Annotated in this window: 16 protein-coding genes; 10 read left to right on the top strand and 6 right to left on the bottom strand. The window is 57.6% G+C overall.

The features are described 5' to 3' along the window. Nucleotides 1–102: 102 nt before the first annotated feature. The 6 genes from HRQ60_RS22040 to HRQ60_RS22015 all read left to right on the top strand — a co-directional run bounded on the left by HRQ60_RS22040 (nt 103) and on the right by HRQ60_RS22015 (nt 6,008). Nucleotides 103–603 carry a hypothetical protein gene (locus tag HRQ60_RS22040; protein ID WP_172200388.1) on the top strand — a complete coding sequence of 167 codons (501 nt, stop codon included), beginning with the start codon at nt 103–105 and terminating at the stop codon, nt 601–603. 294 nt (nt 604–897) lie between these two features. Beyond that, nucleotides 898–1,293 (top strand): IS5 family transposase, encoded by a 396-nt coding sequence (locus tag HRQ60_RS22035; protein WP_343044788.1) that lies wholly within the window; start codon nt 898–900, stop codon nt 1,291–1,293. Between the two features lie 320 nt (nt 1,294–1,613). Further along, nucleotides 1,614–2,111, top strand: a complete 498-nt coding sequence (locus HRQ60_RS22030) for a hypothetical protein (protein WP_141448782.1) — start codon at nt 1,614–1,616, stop codon at nt 2,109–2,111. Between the two features lie 308 nt (nt 2,112–2,419). Then, nucleotides 2,420–4,564 carry a class I SAM-dependent methyltransferase gene (locus tag HRQ60_RS22025; RefSeq protein ID WP_172200385.1) on the top strand — a complete coding sequence of 715 codons (2,145 nt, stop codon included), beginning with the start codon at nt 2,420–2,422 and terminating at the stop codon, nt 4,562–4,564. A gap of 66 nt (nt 4,565–4,630) precedes the next feature. Beyond that, nucleotides 4,631–5,356, top strand: coding sequence for a M50 family metallopeptidase (locus tag HRQ60_RS22020; protein WP_172200382.1), 726 nt, complete (start codon nt 4,631–4,633; stop codon nt 5,354–5,356). Between the two features lie 46 nt (nt 5,357–5,402). Continuing rightward, nucleotides 5,403–6,008 (top strand): YkvA family protein, encoded by a 606-nt coding sequence (locus HRQ60_RS22015; protein ID WP_172200379.1) that lies wholly within the window; start codon nt 5,403–5,405, stop codon nt 6,006–6,008. 408 nt (nt 6,009–6,416) lie between these two features. On the opposite strand, the gene HRQ60_RS22010 is transcribed toward HRQ60_RS22015, so the two are convergent. After that, nucleotides 6,417–7,289: an ROK family protein gene (locus HRQ60_RS22010; RefSeq protein ID WP_216671671.1), complete on the bottom strand. Its 873-nt coding sequence runs from the start codon at nt 7,287–7,289 to the stop codon at nt 6,417–6,419. Between the two features lie 146 nt (nt 7,290–7,435). On the opposite strand from HRQ60_RS22010, the gene HRQ60_RS22005 reads away from it, so the two are divergent. Beyond that, entirely contained in the window at nt 7,436–10,393 is a 2,958-nt protein-coding gene (locus HRQ60_RS22005; RefSeq protein ID WP_246281440.1) for a beta-mannosidase, read from the top strand. A 163-nt stretch (nt 10,394–10,556) separates the two neighbouring features. Here HRQ60_RS22005 and HRQ60_RS22000 read toward each other — a convergent pair whose 3' ends face one another. Both HRQ60_RS22000 and HRQ60_RS21995 read right to left on the bottom strand, forming a co-directional pair. Continuing rightward, nucleotides 10,557–12,719, bottom strand: a complete 2,163-nt coding sequence (locus tag HRQ60_RS22000; protein WP_172200390.1) for an endonuclease MutS2 — start codon at nt 12,717–12,719, stop codon at nt 10,557–10,559. A gap of 697 nt (nt 12,720–13,416) precedes the next feature. After that, nucleotides 13,417–14,004 (bottom strand): hypothetical protein, encoded by a 588-nt coding sequence (locus HRQ60_RS21995; RefSeq protein WP_172200360.1) that lies wholly within the window; start codon nt 14,002–14,004, stop codon nt 13,417–13,419. A 478-nt stretch (nt 14,005–14,482) separates the two neighbouring features. Between HRQ60_RS21995 and HRQ60_RS21990 the strand changes: the two genes are divergently transcribed. Then, nucleotides 14,483–15,709 carry an MFS transporter gene (locus HRQ60_RS21990; protein WP_172200376.1) on the top strand — a complete coding sequence of 409 codons (1,227 nt, stop codon included), beginning with the start codon at nt 14,483–14,485 and terminating at the stop codon, nt 15,707–15,709. 164 nt (nt 15,710–15,873) lie between these two features. Further along, entirely contained in the window at nt 15,874–16,686 is an 813-nt protein-coding gene (gene pdxK / locus HRQ60_RS21985; protein ID WP_172200373.1) for a pyridoxine/pyridoxal/pyridoxamine kinase, read from the top strand. 119 nt (nt 16,687–16,805) lie between these two features. On the opposite strand, the gene HRQ60_RS21980 is transcribed toward pdxK, so the two are convergent. Next, complete coding sequence (locus tag HRQ60_RS21980) at nt 16,806–16,970, bottom strand: hypothetical protein (protein ID WP_172200370.1); 165 nt, start codon at nt 16,968–16,970, stop codon at nt 16,806–16,808. A 214-nt stretch (nt 16,971–17,184) separates the two neighbouring features. Here HRQ60_RS21980 and HRQ60_RS21975 point away from each other — a divergent pair, with 214 nt between their 5' ends. Further along, the gene (locus tag HRQ60_RS21975; protein WP_172200367.1) at nt 17,185–19,092 is read left to right on the top strand and encodes a sensor histidine kinase; all 1,908 of its coding nucleotides are present in this window, start codon (nt 17,185–17,187) and stop codon (nt 19,090–19,092) included. A gap of 82 nt (nt 19,093–19,174) precedes the next feature. On the opposite strand, the gene HRQ60_RS21970 is transcribed toward HRQ60_RS21975, so the two are convergent. After that, nucleotides 19,175–19,447, bottom strand: coding sequence for an NHLP leader peptide family RiPP precursor (locus HRQ60_RS21970; protein WP_172200364.1), 273 nt, complete (start codon nt 19,445–19,447; stop codon nt 19,175–19,177). Between the two features lie 143 nt (nt 19,448–19,590). Further along, nucleotides 19,591–20,529 (bottom strand): hypothetical protein, encoded by a 939-nt coding sequence (locus tag HRQ60_RS21965; protein ID WP_172200362.1) that lies wholly within the window; start codon nt 20,527–20,529, stop codon nt 19,591–19,593. Nucleotides 20,530–20,647 lie beyond the last annotated feature (118 nt).

Here is a 20,647-nt window from a genome sequence, read left to right as displayed (position 1 = left end):
TTATTCTACACGAATCCGGCCATGAGCCCTTTTTGTATTCAGTTCGAGGTGTTGCACTTCATTTTACAATCCGTCTTTAATTAAAATCAATGGAGGGTTATCATGAGATCAAGGACAGCAATGATATTAATATGTTTAGCATTAATTATTGTATTTCTTTCGGTATATAACTTTCCTAAAAAGGTTGATGTATCTCGAGAAGCATTAAGTATGACAGACAAAAAAGAAGAAAAAGTATCTGTAAAAGTTGATGGAACGCTATACCGACCTATTTTTAAAGAATGGTCATTTTCAGGGAAAATAAGTATCGAAAGCTACCCATATACAAAGAATCACGATATGATGGTCCTTAAAATCACACAGAGGAATAAAGGGATTAACGGATCAACGCTTGCTTATTTATCCTCAGAGTCTAATCCGGATTTAGGAGCAGATATAAAGTTTAATAACGACTTCAGTGTATTTAATATTCTAACTACCACTGAATTAAGAGATGGAAAAGTGAACCGTGAAGCAGATATTGTATCTATAACTTACCCTGCTAAAAATTATGAAGAAGCCGTTCAAACTCAAAAAAGTATAGAGATAAAATTAAATCAATAGATCAAACTTAATACAATACATTGAACCCTTTTGCATACTACTGCTAGGGTTTTTTGTAGTTACATATCTACTTATTCACTTTTAGATATCTTTCTAGGACCTGTACGCAAACTTCAATAATACTCTTAAATCTTTTTAATTAAAGCCATGAGACGACGATACGATTTAACCGACGAAGAATGGAATGCCATTGAATCTTTTCTGCTCCTTAACCGAAAAACACAAGTTGGATACAATAATTGTTCAGGTTCATCAGCATGAAACGGGAGCAAAAGGGGGTAGCGTAAGCAAGCGATTGGACGTTCACAAGGCGGATCGACGACCAAAACTCATGCGGTGGTCGATGCGCTGGGAAATCCGCTCAAGTTCGAGCTGACGCTGAGGCAAGCTTATGATTCCATCCAAGGATACGATATGTTATCTCAGTTCGACCCGTCCAACTGTAAGGTTTTAGCCGATCGAGCTTACGATACGGATGCGATTCGAGCTCTTTTAAGGGAACAAAATGCGATCGCTGTGATTCCCAGCAAGAAGAATCGCGGAGTGCAGCACGCCTACGACCGTACGGTGTATAAAGAACGTCATTGGGTCGAATGTTTTTTCAATAAAATGAAAAATTACCGACGCCTAGCGACTCGTTATGACAATACAGCGTTGTTTAGCTTTAATTTTGATTCGGATCTGGCTTAAATAGGTTTACGTACAGGCCCTAAAAAATGAAAGGTTAGACGGCCATATGAAGAAAAACTGTAGTAAGCTTAATGACATTTTCAAAAAAGTAGCTAAAGAGCGATACAAGGGAGTGGGAGTTGGTTTTTTCTGCTAGAGGTTCTTAGGACCGGGTGCACGATCTTGCATACGCTTCGCCGGATTTCATTGAATCCCGCGGCCCAACCTTCGCAATCCTCGTCCGATTGGGTACAATAAACAAGAGCGTTGGATATACCCGAGGCGAGGCACCCCCGAACAGGAACGAAGTGCCGGGCGACAACCGAGAGGAGCGAATGAACATGACAGAAGAGCAGGACCAACAACGACAGCAGCAGGTGCGCGAAGCCGCCGATCTGGCCGCGCATTTTGACGTAACGGTGGAACAGGCGAGAGAGATGCAGTTCGCGGAAGGGCAGACGCTGATCTGGACAGAAGCGTTCAAGTTGGACAGCTGGCTGATCCTGATGAAGCCGAGCGACGATCCGCAGCAGCCGGAGCCTTTTTTCGGCAATATGGACGGGCACGGCTGGGCGTTTTTGTTTACCGATCCGATGCACGCGCAGGTATTCGGCCGCAATAACAATCTGGTCACGCCGGGCGGCAACGTGCTGATCGCCAAGATGAAGGTGGACGCCATGATCAGCTGGCTGGAAGAGATCGGCCGGTCGGGACTGTACGGCGCACGCTTCAACGAAGGCGAGCAGGGTTGGTTTATCCCGGTCGACGGCCTGCGCGCGATGCAGGATTACGTAGAGATCCAGGAGACGCGCCGCAAAGAGCTGGAAGCGGACGAATAAACGGATAGACCCTGCAAGGATACGGCAACAAGCGGATTCAACAAAAAGATGCGATACGGCGCCAAGCCGTATCGCATCTTTTGGGTATGGGGCCGAGTCATCGCTTATTGCGAAGATACCGCGGCTGCGCCCGTCCGGCACTTCCATATCCGCACCTCCTTTTTTGGATCGATATACCGATAAGACTCCGCTTCTCCCGAACTCCTCTCACCGGAGGCGGAATTTTTTTGGCGGCCGTTTTGGTATATAGTATAGAGGATTATTTGCCGGGCATCGCGAAGCGAGACCGACCTGAAGGAGTGAAGTAGATGCGAAGCGCCCTGGAACATATCCGTGCCCACATGGCGGAGCAGGAAGAAGGAGCCGGACCTGCGGGTCCGGATGAAGGCGGCATGCCGGCCTGGCTGCAAATTTTGTCTTCGGCGGAAGAGTATATCGTCAATTACGAACGGATCGGCTCGATCGGCGAAATGGAACGGCTGAATCCGGTGCTGGCCTACGTGGAGCGAAGCCTTGGTCTGCTGGACGGGCAGCGGCTGTCTTTTTGGATCAAGGAACTGCTGGAAGAAGTGCTGGCCTGGAGCGAGACGGCAAAAGGCGGGACAAGGATCGACCGGATCGGCTGGCAGCGGCAGGGCATCAATATTTTTGTACATAACGAAGGGTCGGCGGATCTCTACCTGGCCAAATCTCCGGGAGGCATCGGCGACCGGGAACGGTTGGCTGCGCTGCTGATTCGAACCCACGGACTGCTTGGACAGTATCTGCGCGGAGAGGTGCCGTTCACGGCGAATCTGCCGCTGCGCGGTCCCGTCGACGAAGGGCTGCTGAGCGAGACGGAACTGGCGCGTCTATTGATGGCGCTGAACCGCTGCGTGATCGGCGCCGTCTCCGAAGAGCTGTGGCAGAGCGTCGAGCGCGACCTGGAAGACTGCGTGCTGCATATCTCGCTCGGCACGGTGCCGGAAGGAGACGGACTGGCGCGGCGTCTGCGCAGGCTGCGGGCCGACGCGATTCTTCGCGGCGAAGATTTCGACGGGGAACTGGCGCGGATCGACGAAGAGCTGCGGGCATCCGGTGCCTCGGGCGGATTGGAAGAAGCTTTTGCGAGACTCGGGGACAAGACGCTCTGGTATGTGGAAGCGGCACTCGGCGAGTTCTCGCTTGAAGAGTTCGTCAAGATGATGCTGCTTGCGCTGCGCGGAGCGGAAGAACGTCCGGAAGCCCGGCATATCAGCTTCGAGCGTCTGATGCACGGGCTGTATTACGACCACAAAGGCATCAAGAAAATCAATCTGTACAAAAAGCGGATCATCGAAAAATATTTGCGCGAACTGGATTGGACGGCGGTCCGGGGCGGAGGCCTGCATACGGACAGTCCGCATCTGCATCACCGGACCAGCCGGGTGAACGGCAACCCGGATACGTGCTTCTTCGGCTTCACGTTCTCCCCGGCCGCGGAAAAGCTGATCGATTTCTGTGTGGAAGCCGAGAAGTCGCCGCTGTACGAACGGGCCGTGCTGATGCTGATGGACCTGTTCGGACTGCGGCGCGACGCCTACGACCGTTTTCACAACGAAGAAGAATATCTGGAGACGATGAACGGATCCGCGGACGACAAAAAAGTGCTGCTGTCTTACATCGCCGGCTCGCGCGTGCTCGATATCGGGCCGGGCGGCGGGGTGCTGCTGGATCTGATCGAGCGGGAGCTGCCGGAAAAAGAAGTGATCGGGATCGATATCAGCGAGAACGTGGTCGAAGCGCTGGAACGCCGCAGACGGCTGGAAGGCCGAAGCTGGCAGGTGCTCAAGGGAGACGCGTTGAACCTGACGCAGACGATCGAACCGGGCAGCATCGACACCGTCGTTTTTTCCTCCATTTTGCACGAGCTGTATTCCTATATTCCGTTCAACGGGCAGAAGTTCAACCTGGATACGGTACGGGCGGCGCTGCGAAGCGCGTTCGAGCTGATCCCCGCCGGCGGCCGCATCCTGATCCGCGACGGCATCATGACCGAACCCGCGGATCAGACGCGCCGGCTGCTGTTTCACGATGCCGGAGCCGTGCAGCGCCTCGAACGGTACGCCGCCGATTTTGCGGGCCGCACGATTGCGTTCGAGCGTCTGGGTCCGCAGGAGGTTCGGATGCCGGTCAACGACGCGATGGAATTCCTGTACACGTATACCTGGGGCGAGGAAGCCTATGTGCATGAAGTGCAGGAACAGTTCGGATACATGACGCCGTCCCAGTACGAAGCCTGTATCCGCGATCTGTTCGGGGACGCGGCGAAGATTGTGTTCAGCCGGTATTTTTTGCAGGAAGGCTACACGCTCGCACTGCGGGAAAAAGTAACGGTGACGGACGAAGCGGGAAGCGAACTGCCGCTGCCGGACAGCACCTGCCTGATCGTCGTCGAAAAAGTACGCGAAACCCCGGAGACGCCGCCGGCGTAAGGTAACGGGAATGAAGAGAAATGTTCAACGAATCTCGCCTATCCATCTGTTCAAGGAGGTTCTATCATGCCAAAATGGGCAAAAACGGTGCTGTACCTGTTGATTGCGGCGGTGCTGACCCGGATGATTCCTTTTTCGTCGCTGTTCCGCAATCTGGATACCATGATCCACGAATTCGGACATGCGATCGTGGCGCTCGCCACATCCGGCCGGGTCTCCGGGATCAACCTGAACGCGAACCACAGCGGAGTCACTTATGTCACGACTTTCTCGACCTGGAGTTCGATTCTCGTCTCGCTGGCCGGCTATATGTCCGCTTCGCTGTTCGCGGTGCTGCTGTTCTACGGTTACTACAAGCGGCAGCAGAAGCAGGGGCTGATCCTCATGACGGCGGTCGCGCTTATTATGCTGGTTCTGTACGTGCACGACGGATTCGGCGTCATCTGGCTGATCGGATTTATCGCGCTGAATGCGCTGATGTATTTCGTCTGGGAGCCTGCGCGCAATTTCTATTACATGCTGCTGTGCTTCCTGACGCTTGAAGAGTCGGTCTTCGGTTCGCTGTATCTGGCCTGGTTGTCGATTACGTCTCCGCGTTCCGCGGGCGATGCGGCGCTGCTGGCCCAGGAGACGTTCATACCGGCGATCGGCTGGGCCATTCTGTTCGTGGCGTTCTCGCTGCTGTGTGCCAACTGGGCGATCCAGCTGTTCGTGAAGACGCATGAGACCCGCTCGTCCGGACGAAGCTCCGGCAGCGGTACACGCCGATCCAAATCGAAAGTCCGGGCTTAACAGCCTTATCCAACAATCAGGCGGCAGCCAAAGGGGAGTGTGCAAGATGACGGACAAAAAAAGCTGGCGGGAACGCGTGACCGATTACGGACGCGACAAATTCGGAGTAGGCGTAGGCAGCAGTGATCCGGCGGCCCAAGCGCAGGCGGAGAACGCGGCGGCACAGCCGATCGACGAAGCGGAATTGAACAAGCGGATCAAAGGCTACGGCAAGGAATATTCGGACGAATCGTTCTGGGACAAGGTCAAGACGGTCGGCAAAAAAGCGGGCGTCAAAGTCGTATACGCCGCGCTGCTGCTGTTCTACACACTCAAAGACGCGGACGTTCCGCCGTGGGCGAAGTCGGTCATTATCGGCGCTTTAGCGTACTTTATCGTTCCGGTCGATCTGCTGCCCGACTTTATTCCGGTCGTGGGCTTTACGGACGACTTCGGTACGCTGATCGCGGCGATCGCGGTCGTCGCCAAGCTGATCAACGACGATACGCGCGGCAAAGCCCGGGCGAAGCTGGTAGCGTGGTTCGGCGAGAGCGCGACGCTTGATCTGGGCGAAGTGGAAGCGAAGCTTGCGCCGCTGTCCGTCGACCGTGAGGCCATTGCGGCGGAAGCAGTCGAAGTGGAAGCCGAAAGCAAAGACCGGCCAATACGGTAATTGTCGCTCCGAACGGATAAGGCAAGCCCGCTTCGGCTAGCAGCGACTTCAGCGTCTTCAGTGCAGGAGCACGAACCTGCGAATGGGCGAGTTGTAAATCGGTGAGCGGCAACAAGCGAGCAGGGGTTACAGGTCCGAAAAGGCTATGCAGAAGCCGGATTTGTCCGAAAAAGAAAAGCAGGCTGCATAAAAAGCAGCGTAGAAGCTCGTTTGGGCCCGATTGGGGGGCGGAACGGCGGCTGCGCTGCTTTTTGGGATACGTAAGGTTGATTGTACGCGCGGATCGGGCAGTACGTTGACGAAAAGGCACTCAAGCCGGCGCGCGTACGGCGGAGGCCCGCTTTTCGAACCGGACGTCGACTGGACTGCGACGGCTGCCGCCGCACCCGCTCGATCGTCCGGCGGCGCTCAGCCCTGCGCCGCTTCGATGCCAAGCGCCAGCGATCCCGCCAGTCCGGCATTGTCGCCGAGACCCGGCGGCACGATGTAGCTGTCCAGATCGTCCAGCACGGACGAAGCGACGTAGCCGTTCAGGTTCCGCGCGACTTTGGACCGGATCAGCGGGAACAGTTGGCTCTGGTGCATGACGCCTCCGCCGAGAATGACTTTCTTCGGCGAGAGCAGCAGGATCGCGCCGGTCACGGCTTCGGCCAGGTAGTGCGCTTCGATCTCCCAGGCCGGATGGTCTTCCGGCAGGCTGTCTCCGCCCTGCCCCCAGCGCTTCGCGAGCGCAGGTCCCGCCGCCATGCCTTCCAGGCAGTCGCCGTGATACGGGCAGGCGCCCGCGAAGTCGTCGCCCGGATGCCGGCGCATCGGCACGTGGCCGCCTTCGGGATGCACGAGTCCGTGCACCCGATTGCCGCCGACGTACACGCCGACGCCGATTCCGGTGCCGACCGTGTAATAGACGCAGCTGTCGAGGCCGCGGGCCGCTCCCCAGCGCGCTTCGCCGAACGCAGCCGCGTTGACGTCGGTATCGAATCCGGCCGGTACGTTCAGCTTCTTTTTCAAATGCCCCAGCAGGTCGTAATTCGCCCAACCGGGCTTGGGCGTCGTGGTGACGTGGCCGTAAGTGCCGCTCTGCGGATCGAGGTCGAGCGGGCCGAACGAGCCGACGCCCAGCGCTTCGATCTGTTTATCCGCAAAATATTCGGCTGCCCGCTCTGTCGTCTGCCCGGGTTCCTCCGTCGGAAAACTTATGCGGTCCAGGATCTCTCCGTGTTCATTGCCAATACCGCAGACGAACTTTGTTCCGCCCGCTTCGATTGCTCCGATGATCATGATGGTGTCCTCCCGGAAATGTTTTTGGTTTTTCGGCGTATCCTTATGTTTTCGTTCCTTTTTCTATTATACCTGTACCCGTTTCGTGCATTATGCTATTTTATTGAAGAATGAGGGAAGCGCTATCTTGAAAGGAGAGTCTACATATGAGCGGAAGCGGCAGTACAGGAAGTCCCGGTACGGACACGATCGAACTTGACGGAAGCTGGAGAATCAAAGATTTTGCGCCGGGCGAGACGCCCGCGCAGGATAATGCGGCGGCGATGCTGGACGACCGGTACTGGATGACCGGCAGCGTGCCGGGCGACGTCCACAGCGCGCTGATCGAGCGGCGGGTGATCGAAGACCCGTATTTCGGGCACAACGATCTCAAAAGCCGCTGGGTCGAAGAACGCGAATGGTGGTATCGGCGCGGGTTCGAATACGGCGGAGCGCTGACGGGGGAAGCGGGCGAACGGTTCGAGCTGAACTTCGACGGGCTGGATACGTTCGCGACGGTATTCGTCAACGGGCATGAGATCGGCACGTCGCGCAATATGCTTATGCCGCATACGTTCGACGTCACGCGGGTCATCCGGCCCGGCTGGAATATGGTCGCCGTCCGTTTTGATCCGCTGCTCCCGCATCATCAGGGCAAAGAGCGGTTCGATTGGTCTTCGTATACGAAAGAACGTCCGTGGCTGCGCAAAGCGGCGATGAATTTCGGATGGGACTGGGGCCCGCGCCTCGTCACCGTCGGGATCTGGGGCGGAGTGACGCTGAAGCGGCATCGCCTGGCGAAAATCGAAAGCGTATTCGCTGAAACGCGCTCGATCGAAAATGGCGCAGCGAACCTCGTCATCTCGGCGGACGTGACGACGTACCGCGGCATGCCCGACGTTCCGCTGACGCTCAAACTGAGCCTTGCAGACGGGGACGGAAGGTGCGTGTACGAAGCGGAAGTCGCGGAAGATGGAGCGGATTCGAGTCGCACTACCGAAGCAGGCAGCGCGGCCGGGCACGATCCCGGTTCTCCTGTTCCGGCCGCCGAAGCGGACTTCCGGCCGGAAAGCGGCTCGCGCCGCGAGAGCGCCTTGGCGGCAAGTCCGGTGACGCCGGGCCGGCGCTCTGCGCTGCGGCGTCAGGCTGCTTTTCACGCCGAATGCGTGCTGCCGGACGCCAAACTCTGGTGGACGCACGATCTCGGCGAGCCGCATCTGTACACGCTGACGGCCGATCTGTATGCGGGAGACGAGCGAATTCATACCGACACACAGGCGATAGGCGTGCGCACGATCGAACTGCGGACCGAAGACGAAGAGGGCCGCGCGGCGTTCCGCTTTTTCCTCAACGGGAAGTTCGTGTATGCCAGAGGGGCCAACTGGATTCCCGCGGACAACCGGATCGGCAGCATCCCGGATTCGCGCTACGGCGAACTGATCGCGCTGTCGGCGGAGTCCGGCATGAACATGCTGCGGATCTGGGGAGGCGGCATCTATGAAAAAGAAGTCTTCTACGACGAATGCGATCGGCGCGGCGTACTGGTCTGGCAGGATTTCGCTTTTGCCAATGCGCTGTTCCCGGACTTCAACGCCGACTTCATGGACAATGTGCGCGCCGAAGTCGAAGCCAACGTCACGCGCCTGCGCGGACGCGCTTCGCTGGCGCTCTGGTGCGGCAACAACGAGATCGACTGGCTCTACGATATGAAAAGCGCGAGCGGCGATATCAAGAGCGACTTCTACGGCGAACTCATCTACCACGAGCTGATCCCCGAAGCGCTGGAGCGGCTCGATCCGAACCGGGCGTATTGGCCTTCTTCGCCTTACGGCCGCAGCGGCGAGCAGGACGACAATGATCCGGACACCGGCGACCGGCACAACTGGCAGGTGTGGCACGGGTCCGTTTATCCGCGGGCGTTCGGCGAAGCGCCGGTGCTGGACTACAGTATCGAAGGCGTGACGTTCAAAAATTACAAGCAGGACATGGCGCTGTTCAGCAGCGAATTCGGCATGCACGCGTCGGCCAACCGCTACACGCTGGAGAAAAACATGCCGGAAGGCAGCCTCGTCTGGGGCGGGGAAGAAATGGCGTACCGCAACAAGGACACCAATCACCGCAAAGGCATCCTGCTGATGGAAGGCTACACCGGACTTCCGCGCGACATCGAGGAATACATGAACTTCTCGATGCTGACCCAGGCGGAAGGGCTGCGCTACGGCGTCGAGCATTACCGGCGCAATCCGCGCAGCGGCGGAAGCCTGATCTGGCAGCTCAACGACAGTTGGCCGGGTACGAGCTGGGCGATGATCGATTACGAGCTGCTGCCGAAAGCGGCCTATTATTACGCCAAAAAGTTCTACGCGCCGCTGCTGCTGTCGCTCGAACACGAACCGGGTCAGCCGCTGCGGGTGTGGGCGGTCAACGACGGACCGGAGCCGACGGAAGTGGAAGTCGTGCTGGAAGTTTGGCATTTTGACGGGGAAAAGGTCGGGGAATATGTATTCCGCTCCGGCGGCGCGTTCCGCGGTCCGGTGCTGCTCGGCGAGATCGGCGAAGCGGAAGCTTTGAACGGCGGCGCGGCGGAAGAGACGCTGGTGCGGCTGCGGCATGCGGGCGGTATGGAGCGGGTGAGCGGGGATGGCGGCATAAGCCGACGCCGCGAAGAGCAGGGCTGCGAGCAGACGTATATGCTGCGCGACCCGCGGGAGCTGAAGCTCGGGCAGGCGAAGCTTGCGTGGAGCCTAGCGGCAGACCCGGCGGAAGAAGCGGCGGACGGCGGACAGAATACCGGAGAACGGGACATCCGGGCGGCCTGGCTGCTGGACGGGCAGCTGGCGGAAGTGACGGCGGCGGCTCTCAGCCAAGAAACGGCGAAGCCGGCCGGTCCGATCCGGGCGGCGTCCGGCGGCTTGACGGTGACGGTCGAAGCTTCCGGCACGCTTGCGCGCATGGTCAAGCTGGAGCTTCCGCTCGGCCGGGTGCATTTTAGCGATAACTTTTTCGATCTGCTGCCGGGCGAACGCCGGGAAGTGCAGCTGTCGATGCTGGACGGCTCGCCGCTCCGGGAAGAATTCGTGCGCGGCCATCTGCGGGTGAGCGCCATAAACGGTAAGGTACACTAGAGTGACAATCCGGTCAGATCGGGCAGGCGAACGCGCGGATTGATGATTCCGGGAGCCTGCCGACGAGACGCCGATAGGTATCCGAACTCAAAAGCCGTTCCCGCCTTCGAAGGCGGGAACGGCTTTTTGGGTTTGAAGTCCATTCTGCAGAAGCTATTATCGGTTACCGCTTTTTGTCCGGATCGTCCGGAGGCAGCACAATCGTGACTCCTTCCATATGCCGGCGCTCCATTTTGCGGCGTTTTTTACGGTTTTCTTTGGAGTCGAGTACGATGCTGAGATCGTAATCTTCCGGATACAGCGATTCGCGCGGAATATGGGGCTGCAGTCTTTTGCGGGCGATCCGGATTTTTTGGCCCTGAATCTGCAGGCCGATCGTACCCATGGCGTCTTCTTCGGAGTAGACGATGCCCGTTTTGCCGAGATACGGCACGGATGCACTGTCTCCGATACGGAAAAAATCCGTCTGGCTGCCCGAGCCGTCTTCTTCGCCGCTTTCCGCCTTGTTCTCGCCTGGCGAACCGTTCGTGTCCGGAGCCGGGGGCTGCGGTTCGGCGCGCCGCAGCGAAGCACCGGGAAGAAGGGCCGGATCGTCGGCCGGCCGATCTTCCCGCACTTGGAACAGGGCGGAGGAAGACTCCGCCGTATCCGGATTCGCGGGGATCGCCGCCGCGTCGCTTGAGGCGCAGGAGTCTTCCTTCGGCGCCGGCAGGGCAGCGCCAACTTCCGTATCGCCTGTGCCTGGAGCGCCGCTTGGATGGAAGAAGGCGGCGGCAGCGTCCGGCTGCTCCGGCTTCACTTGGCTCCGCCGCGTCAGCTCTTCCGCCCGCCGGGTCACGGCGTCCGGAATGCCGAGCTTCTTGGCGATCGCGAACGCGTAGCTGCGCCCGGCTTCGCCGATCGTCAGCCGGTAGAGCGGCTGCAGCGTCTCGGCATCGAATTCCATCCGCGCATTCTCGCAGCCCGGCGTAGCCGAAGCGAAGGTCTTGATCTCGGTGAAGTGCGTGGTAACGACGACGCAGGTACCGCGGCGGTGCAGTTCTTCAAGCACCGCGATCGACAAGCCGACGCCTTCGCCCGGATCGGTACCGGAAGCCATCTCGTCGATCAGGACCAGGGTCCGCCGTCCGGCCGTTTCGAGAATGCCTTTGATGCGGCGGATATGCGCTGAGAACGTGCTGAGCGCCTGCTCGATACTCTGCCCGTCGCCGATATCGGCTTCGATCCCGTCAAATACGGACAGTTCGCCGCCTTCTTCGGCCGGAATGAGGAGACCGGATTGACCCATCAGCGTCAGCAGTCCGATCGTTTTGAGCGCCAGCGTCTTGCCTCCGGTATTCGGGCCGGTGATAATCAGCATCCGGAACCGTTCTCCGAGTTCGAAATTCAGCGGAATCATACCGCTGCCCATCAGCGGATGCCGCGCGCCGCGCAGACGAATGAGTCCATGTTCGTTCAGCTTCATATTGACGGCATTCAGCGCCAGCGCGTAGCGGGCTTTGGCGAACAGGAAATCGTATTCGCCCACCAGTTCGGCGTTTACCCGCAGCTCCTGCGCGAACTGCTCGGCCGTGCCGGTCAGTTCGCTGAGAATCTTCGTTTCTTCGCGCCCTTCTTCGGCGCGAAGCAGCTCCATCTCGTCATGGAACTGCCGGATCTCTTCCGGTTCAATATAGAGGGTCTGTCCGCTGGAGGATTCGTCCAGCACGGAGCCTTTGACCAGCTTCCGGTACTCTTTGCGGACCGGAATAGCAAATCGGCCGCCGCGCTGCACGGCCAGGTTCTCCTGAAGGATCGAGCGGTGCTTGGCCATCAGTTCGGCCAGGCGGCGCGAGCTGCGTTCTTCGACCGTCGCCATGCGGCGGCGGACTTTGGACAATTCGCGGCTGGCCGAGTCCAGCACGCGGCTGCTGCGGATGCAGCGCTCGATCTCTTCGCGCAGCCGTTCGAGCCGGTGCATGCCCGAAGCGTAAGCGGCCGCGTTGGGCGCCCAGTCGGCTTTGCCGTGCATATAGTCGATCAGTTGGGCGCAGCTGCGCAGAAACTGATGCAGATGCGTGAAGTCCTGCTCCTGGAACACATAACCGGATCCGAGCAGATCGAGAATCTGCTCCATGCCGGTCAGGGAAGGCAGGGGAATGCTGGCTCCGCGGCGCAGCACGCCGGAGGCTTCGTCGGTCTCGTCCAGTCTGCGGCGCAGCGTGCGGGCATCGGTGATCGGCTGAAGCGCGGCGATATGACGTTTGCCGAGATAGGATACGGCGTAAGTGGACAGTTCGGTCTTGATGCGTGCGTACTCGAGGCGTTCGAGTGTTTGCGGATTCATGTGCGGTTGTACGTTCATTGTGGGTATCGCTCCTTGAGTGTTCGGATGGGAGAAACGGTGCGCCGCCGGCCGTGCAGGTCCGTAAACGCAAAAAGGACGGAAACCGATCGGTCAGGGGACCGCCGCCGAATCAGGGAAATCCCTGTTTCGTCAGCGGTCTTAAGACCAGCTGGTTTCCGTCCTGTGGGGCCAAGCTTGAACCCTGCCATCTGCCGGCAGGACTCGCACCTTCGGGTTCTTGATCTCCGGGCGTCTTCGATCCGCTGCAGCGGTGCCGAAGAATCCGAAGGTCTGTCCTTTCGAATGGGACTTCTTCGGCCGGCACTGCTTTCCGCCGCGGCATCTGCCTGCTCCGCTTCCCCGCACACGCCGGCAGATGCCGACGAGTGCGGGGAATACGCAGAATAGCCAAAAAGGGCCGCGCTCAGAAAGCAGCGCGGCCCGAAAAGTCGAAAGGATAGGTTGAACCCACCTCAAGCTTATAGGAAAATGATTCGCTGTTCTTAACTGAATTCCGGACAGATTCGAACAGGCATCGCAAAATCAAACCGCAAATCGCGGATTGTGCGTGTTTCCCGATGAATGTGTCCCATATGGAATTAATTAGTTAAGAACATACCCCGTCATCAAATTTTCCCCTTTTCACTTGAAAGTTACCCTTATCATAAAAGCGTTTGCCTGTTCGGTCAAGTCCGAATTATTCGTCCTCGTCCGTATACACTTCGTCTTTGTAACCCTGGTCCGTTTCCGAGTCGATCAGATTTCTCTGAACGTCGTCCGGCAGCGAAGCGGGGAACGAACCTTCCCGGAACAGTCCGCCTTCCGGATCGGTGTCTCGTTCCGTAATGAGATCATGATTGGGATGATTCTCGTTAGCGTGCTGTACATCGCGGTCGCCGTCCGTAATCAGCGGCCGTGCCGGATCTTCCGATTCGGCAGCCAACTCGCGGCGTCCTTCTTCGCCTCCGGCTCCGTTCAATAGATCGGTGCCGTGCGGTTCGTCCTGGGCGGGAGCCGCCGGGTCGACCGGGCTGTCCGGATAAAGGTCGTCCGCGTCCGGCACATCTTCGAGTGTCGGCGAGCCGAGATGCGGATCTTCTTCCGTCCGGTTCGGATACGCTTCCGGATCGGTCAGTGCGGAGTCGGTCGGTGCCGCAGTCTCCTGAACGGTATCGACGTACTCCAGCTCGTCGGCCGGAATATCCCGCTCCGTATAGTCGTTGTCGCGGGTCAGATTGAAGCGCTCGTGGGCGCGATCGGATTCGTTTCGCGGATCGTAAGCCATGGTTATCGTCTCCTTTGGATGCGTTCTTACATACGCTTTACCCGAATAGGCGACTTCGTAACCGCCTTCCTTCAAGGCGCCTGCTGCCGCGGAAGAAGGGGAAGGGGTCTTGGAAGCTCTCCCGGCGCGGCGCAATAAGCCGGGTTTGTCCGGTTTTAGGAGTCCGGCGCCGCGATTTCCAATAGAACTGCGTTTGCCGGAGCCTACCGGAAGCTAGGGCTCCAGACGGCTGTTCAACTCTCCAAATCGCCCGGCATTCCATTGGAAAACGAAACCCAAAGGGAGTAAAATTAACAAGTTGAAAAGGTTAGGACGTTTGAAGTGTGACGATTGGGCCGACGGAGGCATCTCACGCATCTGGACAAACGCCAAATCGGGGAAAAATGAAAGCCGAAGCTTCGGGAAAGGTTCCGCGTGCGCTTCGGGCCGATTCCGGCGCAGCGGACATCGTTCTCGACAGGAAGGGATGGGCTGACGGATGGAATTTTCATGGAAAAAGAATTTGGTTGTATTATGGGCCGGCGTGTTTTTCTGCAGCATGGCCTACTCGATATCGATCCCTTTTCTGCCGATCTTCATGCACAGCGAGCTCGGCGTCGGGGAAAAATATTTATCGATCTGGGCGGGGCTGGCATTCGGCATTACGTTTTTGTCGAGTGCCCTGATCTCTCCGTTCTGGGGATCGCTGGCGGACAAGTACGGGCGCAAACCGATGCTGGTCCGCTCCGGATACAGCCTCGCGGCGCTCTACTTTATTAATTTCTTCGTTCAGGACCCGGTTCAGCTCGTGCTGCTGCGGCTGTTTCAAGGTCTGCTCGCCGGATTTATTCCGGCGGCGATTGCCCTGGTCGGCACGAATACGCCGGAAGAAAAAACAGGGTATGCGCTGGGCGTCATGTCGACCGCCAGCGCTTCGGGCACCATTATCGGACCGCTGCTAGGAGGTTTGATCAGTTTCACGCTCGATAACCGAAGCGCTTTCCTGTTCTCGAGCGGGATCGTGCTGATTTCGGCGCTGGTCGCGACTTTTCTGGTACACGAAAAAGAATTCAAGCGTCCGAAGGTGCGTTCGAAGATCAGGGACGATCTCAAGCAGGCGGCGGGCATTCCGATCTTCTTCGCGCTGCTGGGGCTTGTAGCCATGAGCAACTTCTCGGTCATGATTCTGGAGCCTCTGATCACGATCTATGTCAAAGACATGGGGGTATCGTCCGACCGCACCTCGCTCGTGTCGGGCATCATCTTCTCGGCGGTCGGCGTGGCGACGGTGATTATGGCTCCCCGTTGGGGCCGGATCGGCGGGAAGATCGGCTACGGAAAAGTGCTGCTGATCGGTCTGATCGGCGGCGCGGTCGGCAATCTGCTGCAATTTTTCGTGACGGGTTATGTCGGATTCGGTATTCTGCGCTTCGTGTACGGGCTGTTCTTCGCCGGGGTATTCCCGGCGGTCAACGCGATGATCGTGCAGGTGACCAAGCCGGAATTCCGGGGCCGCGCCTTCAGTCTCAACCAGTCGGCGACCCAGATCGGTACGATGGCGGGACCGCTTGTCGGCGGGGTGCTCGGGGCCTTCATGCCGATCCACTGGATCTTCGTCGTGAACGGCGTGGCTCTGCTGATCTGCGCTTTTATCGCCCACTACAAAAAGATCGACCAGACCGCGCCGTTCCGAAGCACGAAAGCGGTCGGAGGCAAATCGCAATAAGCGGGAAAATCCTTGTGAAAACGACGGTTGACAAGACAGCCGCTTCGTCTTACCATTACCGGAGACTGCGGCGCATTCCGTTAATCGGATAAAGCGCCGTCCGCGCTTCGCGGAAGCCGGGAACGACCGGCTTAACTATAGAAGACCCAGGAGGCGCTTGACAGATGACGACGATACCCAAGGTTTTGACGATTGCCGGTTCCGACACGAGCGGAGGAGCGGGCATCCAGGCCGACCTCAAAACGTTTCAGGAGCTTAACGTATACGGAATGACGGCGCTGACCTGCGTGGTCACGATGGATCCGCAGCGCTGGAGCCACCATGTGACTCCGATGTCGGCGGAACTGCTGGAGAGCCAGCTCGACACGGTCTTGAACGGAATTGGCGTGACTTCGGCGAAGACCGGCATGCTGAGCACGGTCGAGATTATCGACGCGGTGGCGCGCAAGATCGAACAGCGTCCGCTCGAGCACTTCGTGGTCGATCCGGTCATGATCTGCAAAGGCGAGAACGAAGTGCTGAACCCGGATACGGCGGAAGCGATTCTGGAGAAACTGGTCCCGAAAGCGACTGTGGTGACGCCGAACCTGTTCGAAGCTTCGCAGTTGGCCAAGACGGCGCCGATCCGCACGATCGAAGACATGAAGGTGGCGGCGGCGAAGATTCATGAACTCGGCGCCAAGCATGTCGTCATCAAAGGCGGAGGCAAGCTGCTGCACGAGAAAGCGGTCGACTTGATCTATGACGGACAGGAATTCGAACTGCTCGAGTCCGAGCGGATCGAAACCAATTATATTCACGGAGCGGGCTGCACGTTCTCCGCGGCGATCACGGCCGAACTCGCCAAAGGAGCCGACGTACGGACCGCGGTCCGAAATGCCAAAACGTTTGTCACTTCCGCGATTCGCCACGGTTTCCCGATCAACTCTTTCGTTGGACCGACGCTGCACGCGGCTCATCGGTTGTACCGGGATTAAACCGGGCACAAGGACCCGAATAAGCAAAAAGACGAATTTCCGAAGCGGTTCTCCGCCGGAAATTCGTCTTTTTTTCGTCTGCGCTGCCGAAGGAACGTTTGAACACTCCGGTTTTATGTTTACTGGAACATCGGGAACACATAGCGGACGAGGAAATAGAGAATGCCAAAAGTGATGATGATATAGGCCGCATACTTGATAAAAGTTGAAGCAACCAGGCTGGAGTCCGACTTTTTCTCGATTCTGCGTTCTTCGACGTCCACATCTCGATGCGAATTGTTCATGGGGTTATACCTCCTGGAGCGGCCTCTTTCGCCCTGCGGCGGGCCGGGATCGTGTAAGATGCTTATTTATACACAGGGCCGAACCCGCTGAAACAAGGGCTTTTTGGTTCGAAGGGCACAAAAGGCGAAGGAAGCCGGCAGGGAACGGGGAGTCGGACGGCGAATGTTGAAGGTAGACGGTAAATTGATGCCGGATCGGCTGCAGGGGGTGCTTATGAGAACTTTACCGAAAAAGCTGGCGATTCTGATCGGCATACTGGCTGTCGTCTTTTTGTGCGTGGAGGCTTATCCGAGAAGCGGCAGCGAAGCCGAGACGGTCGAGGTCGGAGAATGGCAGTTTCTGTGGGATTCGGGACACTCCAAGGCCGTGACGGATACGCCGCCCGAGCAGGTGCTTCATGCTTCAAATTGGACGTTGATGAACGAACATACGATGCCGCCGGCGCGTCCGCAGGGAGCGGCTCTGGCCTGGGTTCGAATCGATATTCCGCAGCTCGGCTGGCCGATTCCCGCCGTGCTTGTCGAAAAAGCGTCCGGCCGCGATGTCGTCGCTTACACCGAGTACCGCAAGCTGTTCGAATCCGATCGGAAATACCGCTATACGATGAACGAGCTGCTGCTGCCTTTGCGAGCGGAAGATGCCGGCGGCTCGCTCTATATTCGCATGCAGATTGCCGAAGAAGGAGCGGGTATCGTGCAGCATATCGCATTCGGAAGTTTTTACGAGCTCCTGACCGTTTATTTGACGCGGGATATGCTCGATATTATGCTCGGCGGTTCGTTTGTTCTGATCGGGCTGGTCATGCTCGTCTGCGCGATCTTCCTGAACCGGAATTATCTGAAGCCGTGGATGTCGCTGGTGTTCGTGATTCTATCGATCGGTCTGCTGGTCGTCTCGTATTCGCCGTTTTTGTTTACGCTTTATCCGGCTTACGGCGGGATTCTGCAGCGGCTCTTCGATATAGCCCTGTTTGCGCTGCTGCCTTCGTTCTTGTATTTTTTCCAGACGATCTTCGGCAAAGGACCCAAGAATATCGTCTTCTACCTGGGCCGCTTCCAACTGGCCTACTCGGCGTTCTGCCTGCTTCTTCTGCTGCTGAACGTACTGACCGAAGAACGCTATTTCTCGCTCTATTACCTGCTGACGACAACGGTTCTGGGCGTACTGATGCTTGTCGAACTTCTGACGATGCTCGGCTGCTCCGTTTTGTACAGTCTGCAGCGCAACAAGGATGCTCTCATCTTCAATGGCGGTCTGGCGATTTTCGCGGGGATCGGCATTCTCGAACTGGTTCTTTATTACGCCAGCAAAGAGCAGTACGATCTGTACTGGTGGAAATGGGGGATGGTCGCTTTCGTGATCTCGCTGATCGTCGTGTTGGGCCGCCGGTTTGTCGAGACGCACAATCAGGTGCTGGAATATTCCAAAGAACTGGAAATGTTCAATAACGAACTGCAGCACGCCGAGAAAATGGAGATTATCAGCGAACTGGCGGCTTCCGTCGCGCATGAAGTGCGCAATCCGCTCCAGGTGACCCGCGGGTTCCTGCAGCTGCTCGGCGAACGGTCGGCGGTATCGGAGAAAGCGTATATCGGAATGGCGCTGGAAGAACTGGACCGGGCTTCGGGCATTATCACCGACTTTCTGACTTTTGCCAAACCGGGAGCCGAGAATATCAAGACGCTGTCCGTTTCCGAAGAATTCCGGCATATCGAAGGGGTCATGACGCCGCTCGCGAGTATCCATCACGGCCGGATTCTGCTGGATTTGGAACCCGACCTGTACGTCAGAGGCAATTCGTCCAAGTTCAAGCAGGCGTTTATCAACATGATCAAGAACAGTATCGAAGCGCTTCCGGCGGAAGAAGGCGTCATCAATGTCCGGGCTTCCCAAGAAAACGGTTCGGTTGTCATCCGGATTCGCGATAACGGGATGGGCATAGGACCCAAGGAGCTGAAACGTCTCGGGGAACCTTATTTTTCGAACAAAACGAAAGGCACGGGACTGGGGTTGATGGTTACGTTTCGGATCGTGGAATCGATGCAGGGGACTTTGGAATTCGACAGTGAAAAAGGAGCGGGAACCGAAGCGACGGTCCGGTTTCCCGAAGCTTCCGAGTAAAGACGGAGAGCTTCGGGAAAGGACGCCGCGGGTTTCCCGCTCCTTGCGTGTGTATAAAGGATAGAAATTTCGATAAGAAGACTCAGCCTCCGGTGCCCCACATGGCGGCGGGTTCGATCACGAGCCGCTCCGTGTTCGGCAGAATAGCCGAAGGAGGCGGCGGAATGACCAGGAAGAAATCGTTGGCCGACTCTTCGACTGCCGTCAGCCGGATATGATCCGGCAGCTCGATCCCGAAAGTCTCGCGCAGTGCGGATTTTGGATCGGCCAGCAGGCTCGCCCGGAATGCCGGGTCTTCCCATGCTTTTTGAATCACCTGGGTTTTAATCAAAGCTTCTGTGGTTTTAACTGCCATAACGAATCATCCTCTCGCTTGCGAATGGGGAGATCGGACATGCGGCGTCGAAGCGATAAACCATTGGAAAAGGCGACAAAAAGACTTTGGTTTTGTGGTGATTGTAGCATGGGTTTTTGCCGGAAGCAAGCAGCTTTGCGGCCTTAGGAGCGAGGTTCTTCGCGGCCGAGCAGCCAATAATTGAATCCGCCCAGCGAAAGGGAATTTTTCTCCTGTTCGATACCCGCGGCAATCCGTTCCAGATCGCCGGCGAGCGCTGCGTGAAAGTCGATCAGACCGGGGAAATCTTCCCGGTAAGCTTCCAGTTCGCGCTGCCGCCCGGCGGCAAATTCGGCATAGGGACCCAGCAGGCCGCGCACGTAGACCGCATCGTCGATTTCGGCAGCCGTTACAGGAACTTCCTCCGGGACCGCATACTCTCTTCTGTAGAAGGAGACGAGGCAGTTGGCGGAACCTTCGCGCAGGTCTTCGACGTAATCCGCCCAGTCGTCGGCCATCTGCAGGGTGACGAGCGTTTCCCGGACGGCATGCAGCGCACGCCTGCGCCAAGATTCGTTGTCTTCGAACAAGACGAGCGGGCCGAGCAGCAGCGGAGCGGATCGCGCCGCAATGGCCTGGGGCTGTTCGAACAGCAGCCGCGGTTCCCGTTCGGCGGCCAAGCCCGACGCCCACTCGGCCGTGCAGAGGCGAAGAGCCTCGCCGAACGAAGAGGAAGAAGAGAACAGCGAAGCGTAGCGGATATTCATCTCGGCGTTCAAAAGCTGGGACAAGGCGATATGCGTTCGCCCGCTTCCGGCCGCACGGTCGATCCGCTCGTCTTGAAGGTGGAAATGCAGCATCCCGAAGACATTGGCGTCCGCCAATTTCCGGCAGGTCTCGGTCGACGCCTCTGCCGCCTGCTGCAGCCAGTAAGGTAGCAGCAGGCAGATATAGTTGGTCGAACCGATCCGCAGGTCCGGATCGAACCGGTTCAAATACAGGATTCCCGCACCCGCATAAGGAGCCGGGAAATTCGAAATCACGGCCCGGCAGCGTTCGAAAGCAAGCCGCATTTCCTGTTTCGCGGCGTCCGATAATTGCATCGACAGACCCTCCCCAAGCTTTGTTCGTTTCTTTTTTTAATATGACGAATTGTCAATCCAAGTGCAACAGTTCGTCCTGAAACGATTCGTGCGTCGACTTCCAGCCTAAACATTTACG

The organism is Saccharibacillus qingshengii, from assembly GCF_013185195.1.
GTDB lineage: Bacteria > Bacillota > Bacilli > Paenibacillales > Paenibacillaceae > Saccharibacillus > Saccharibacillus qingshengii.
The sequence above is the reverse complement of the archived record's forward strand: the minus strand, read 5'-3'. Positions and strand labels throughout refer to the sequence as shown.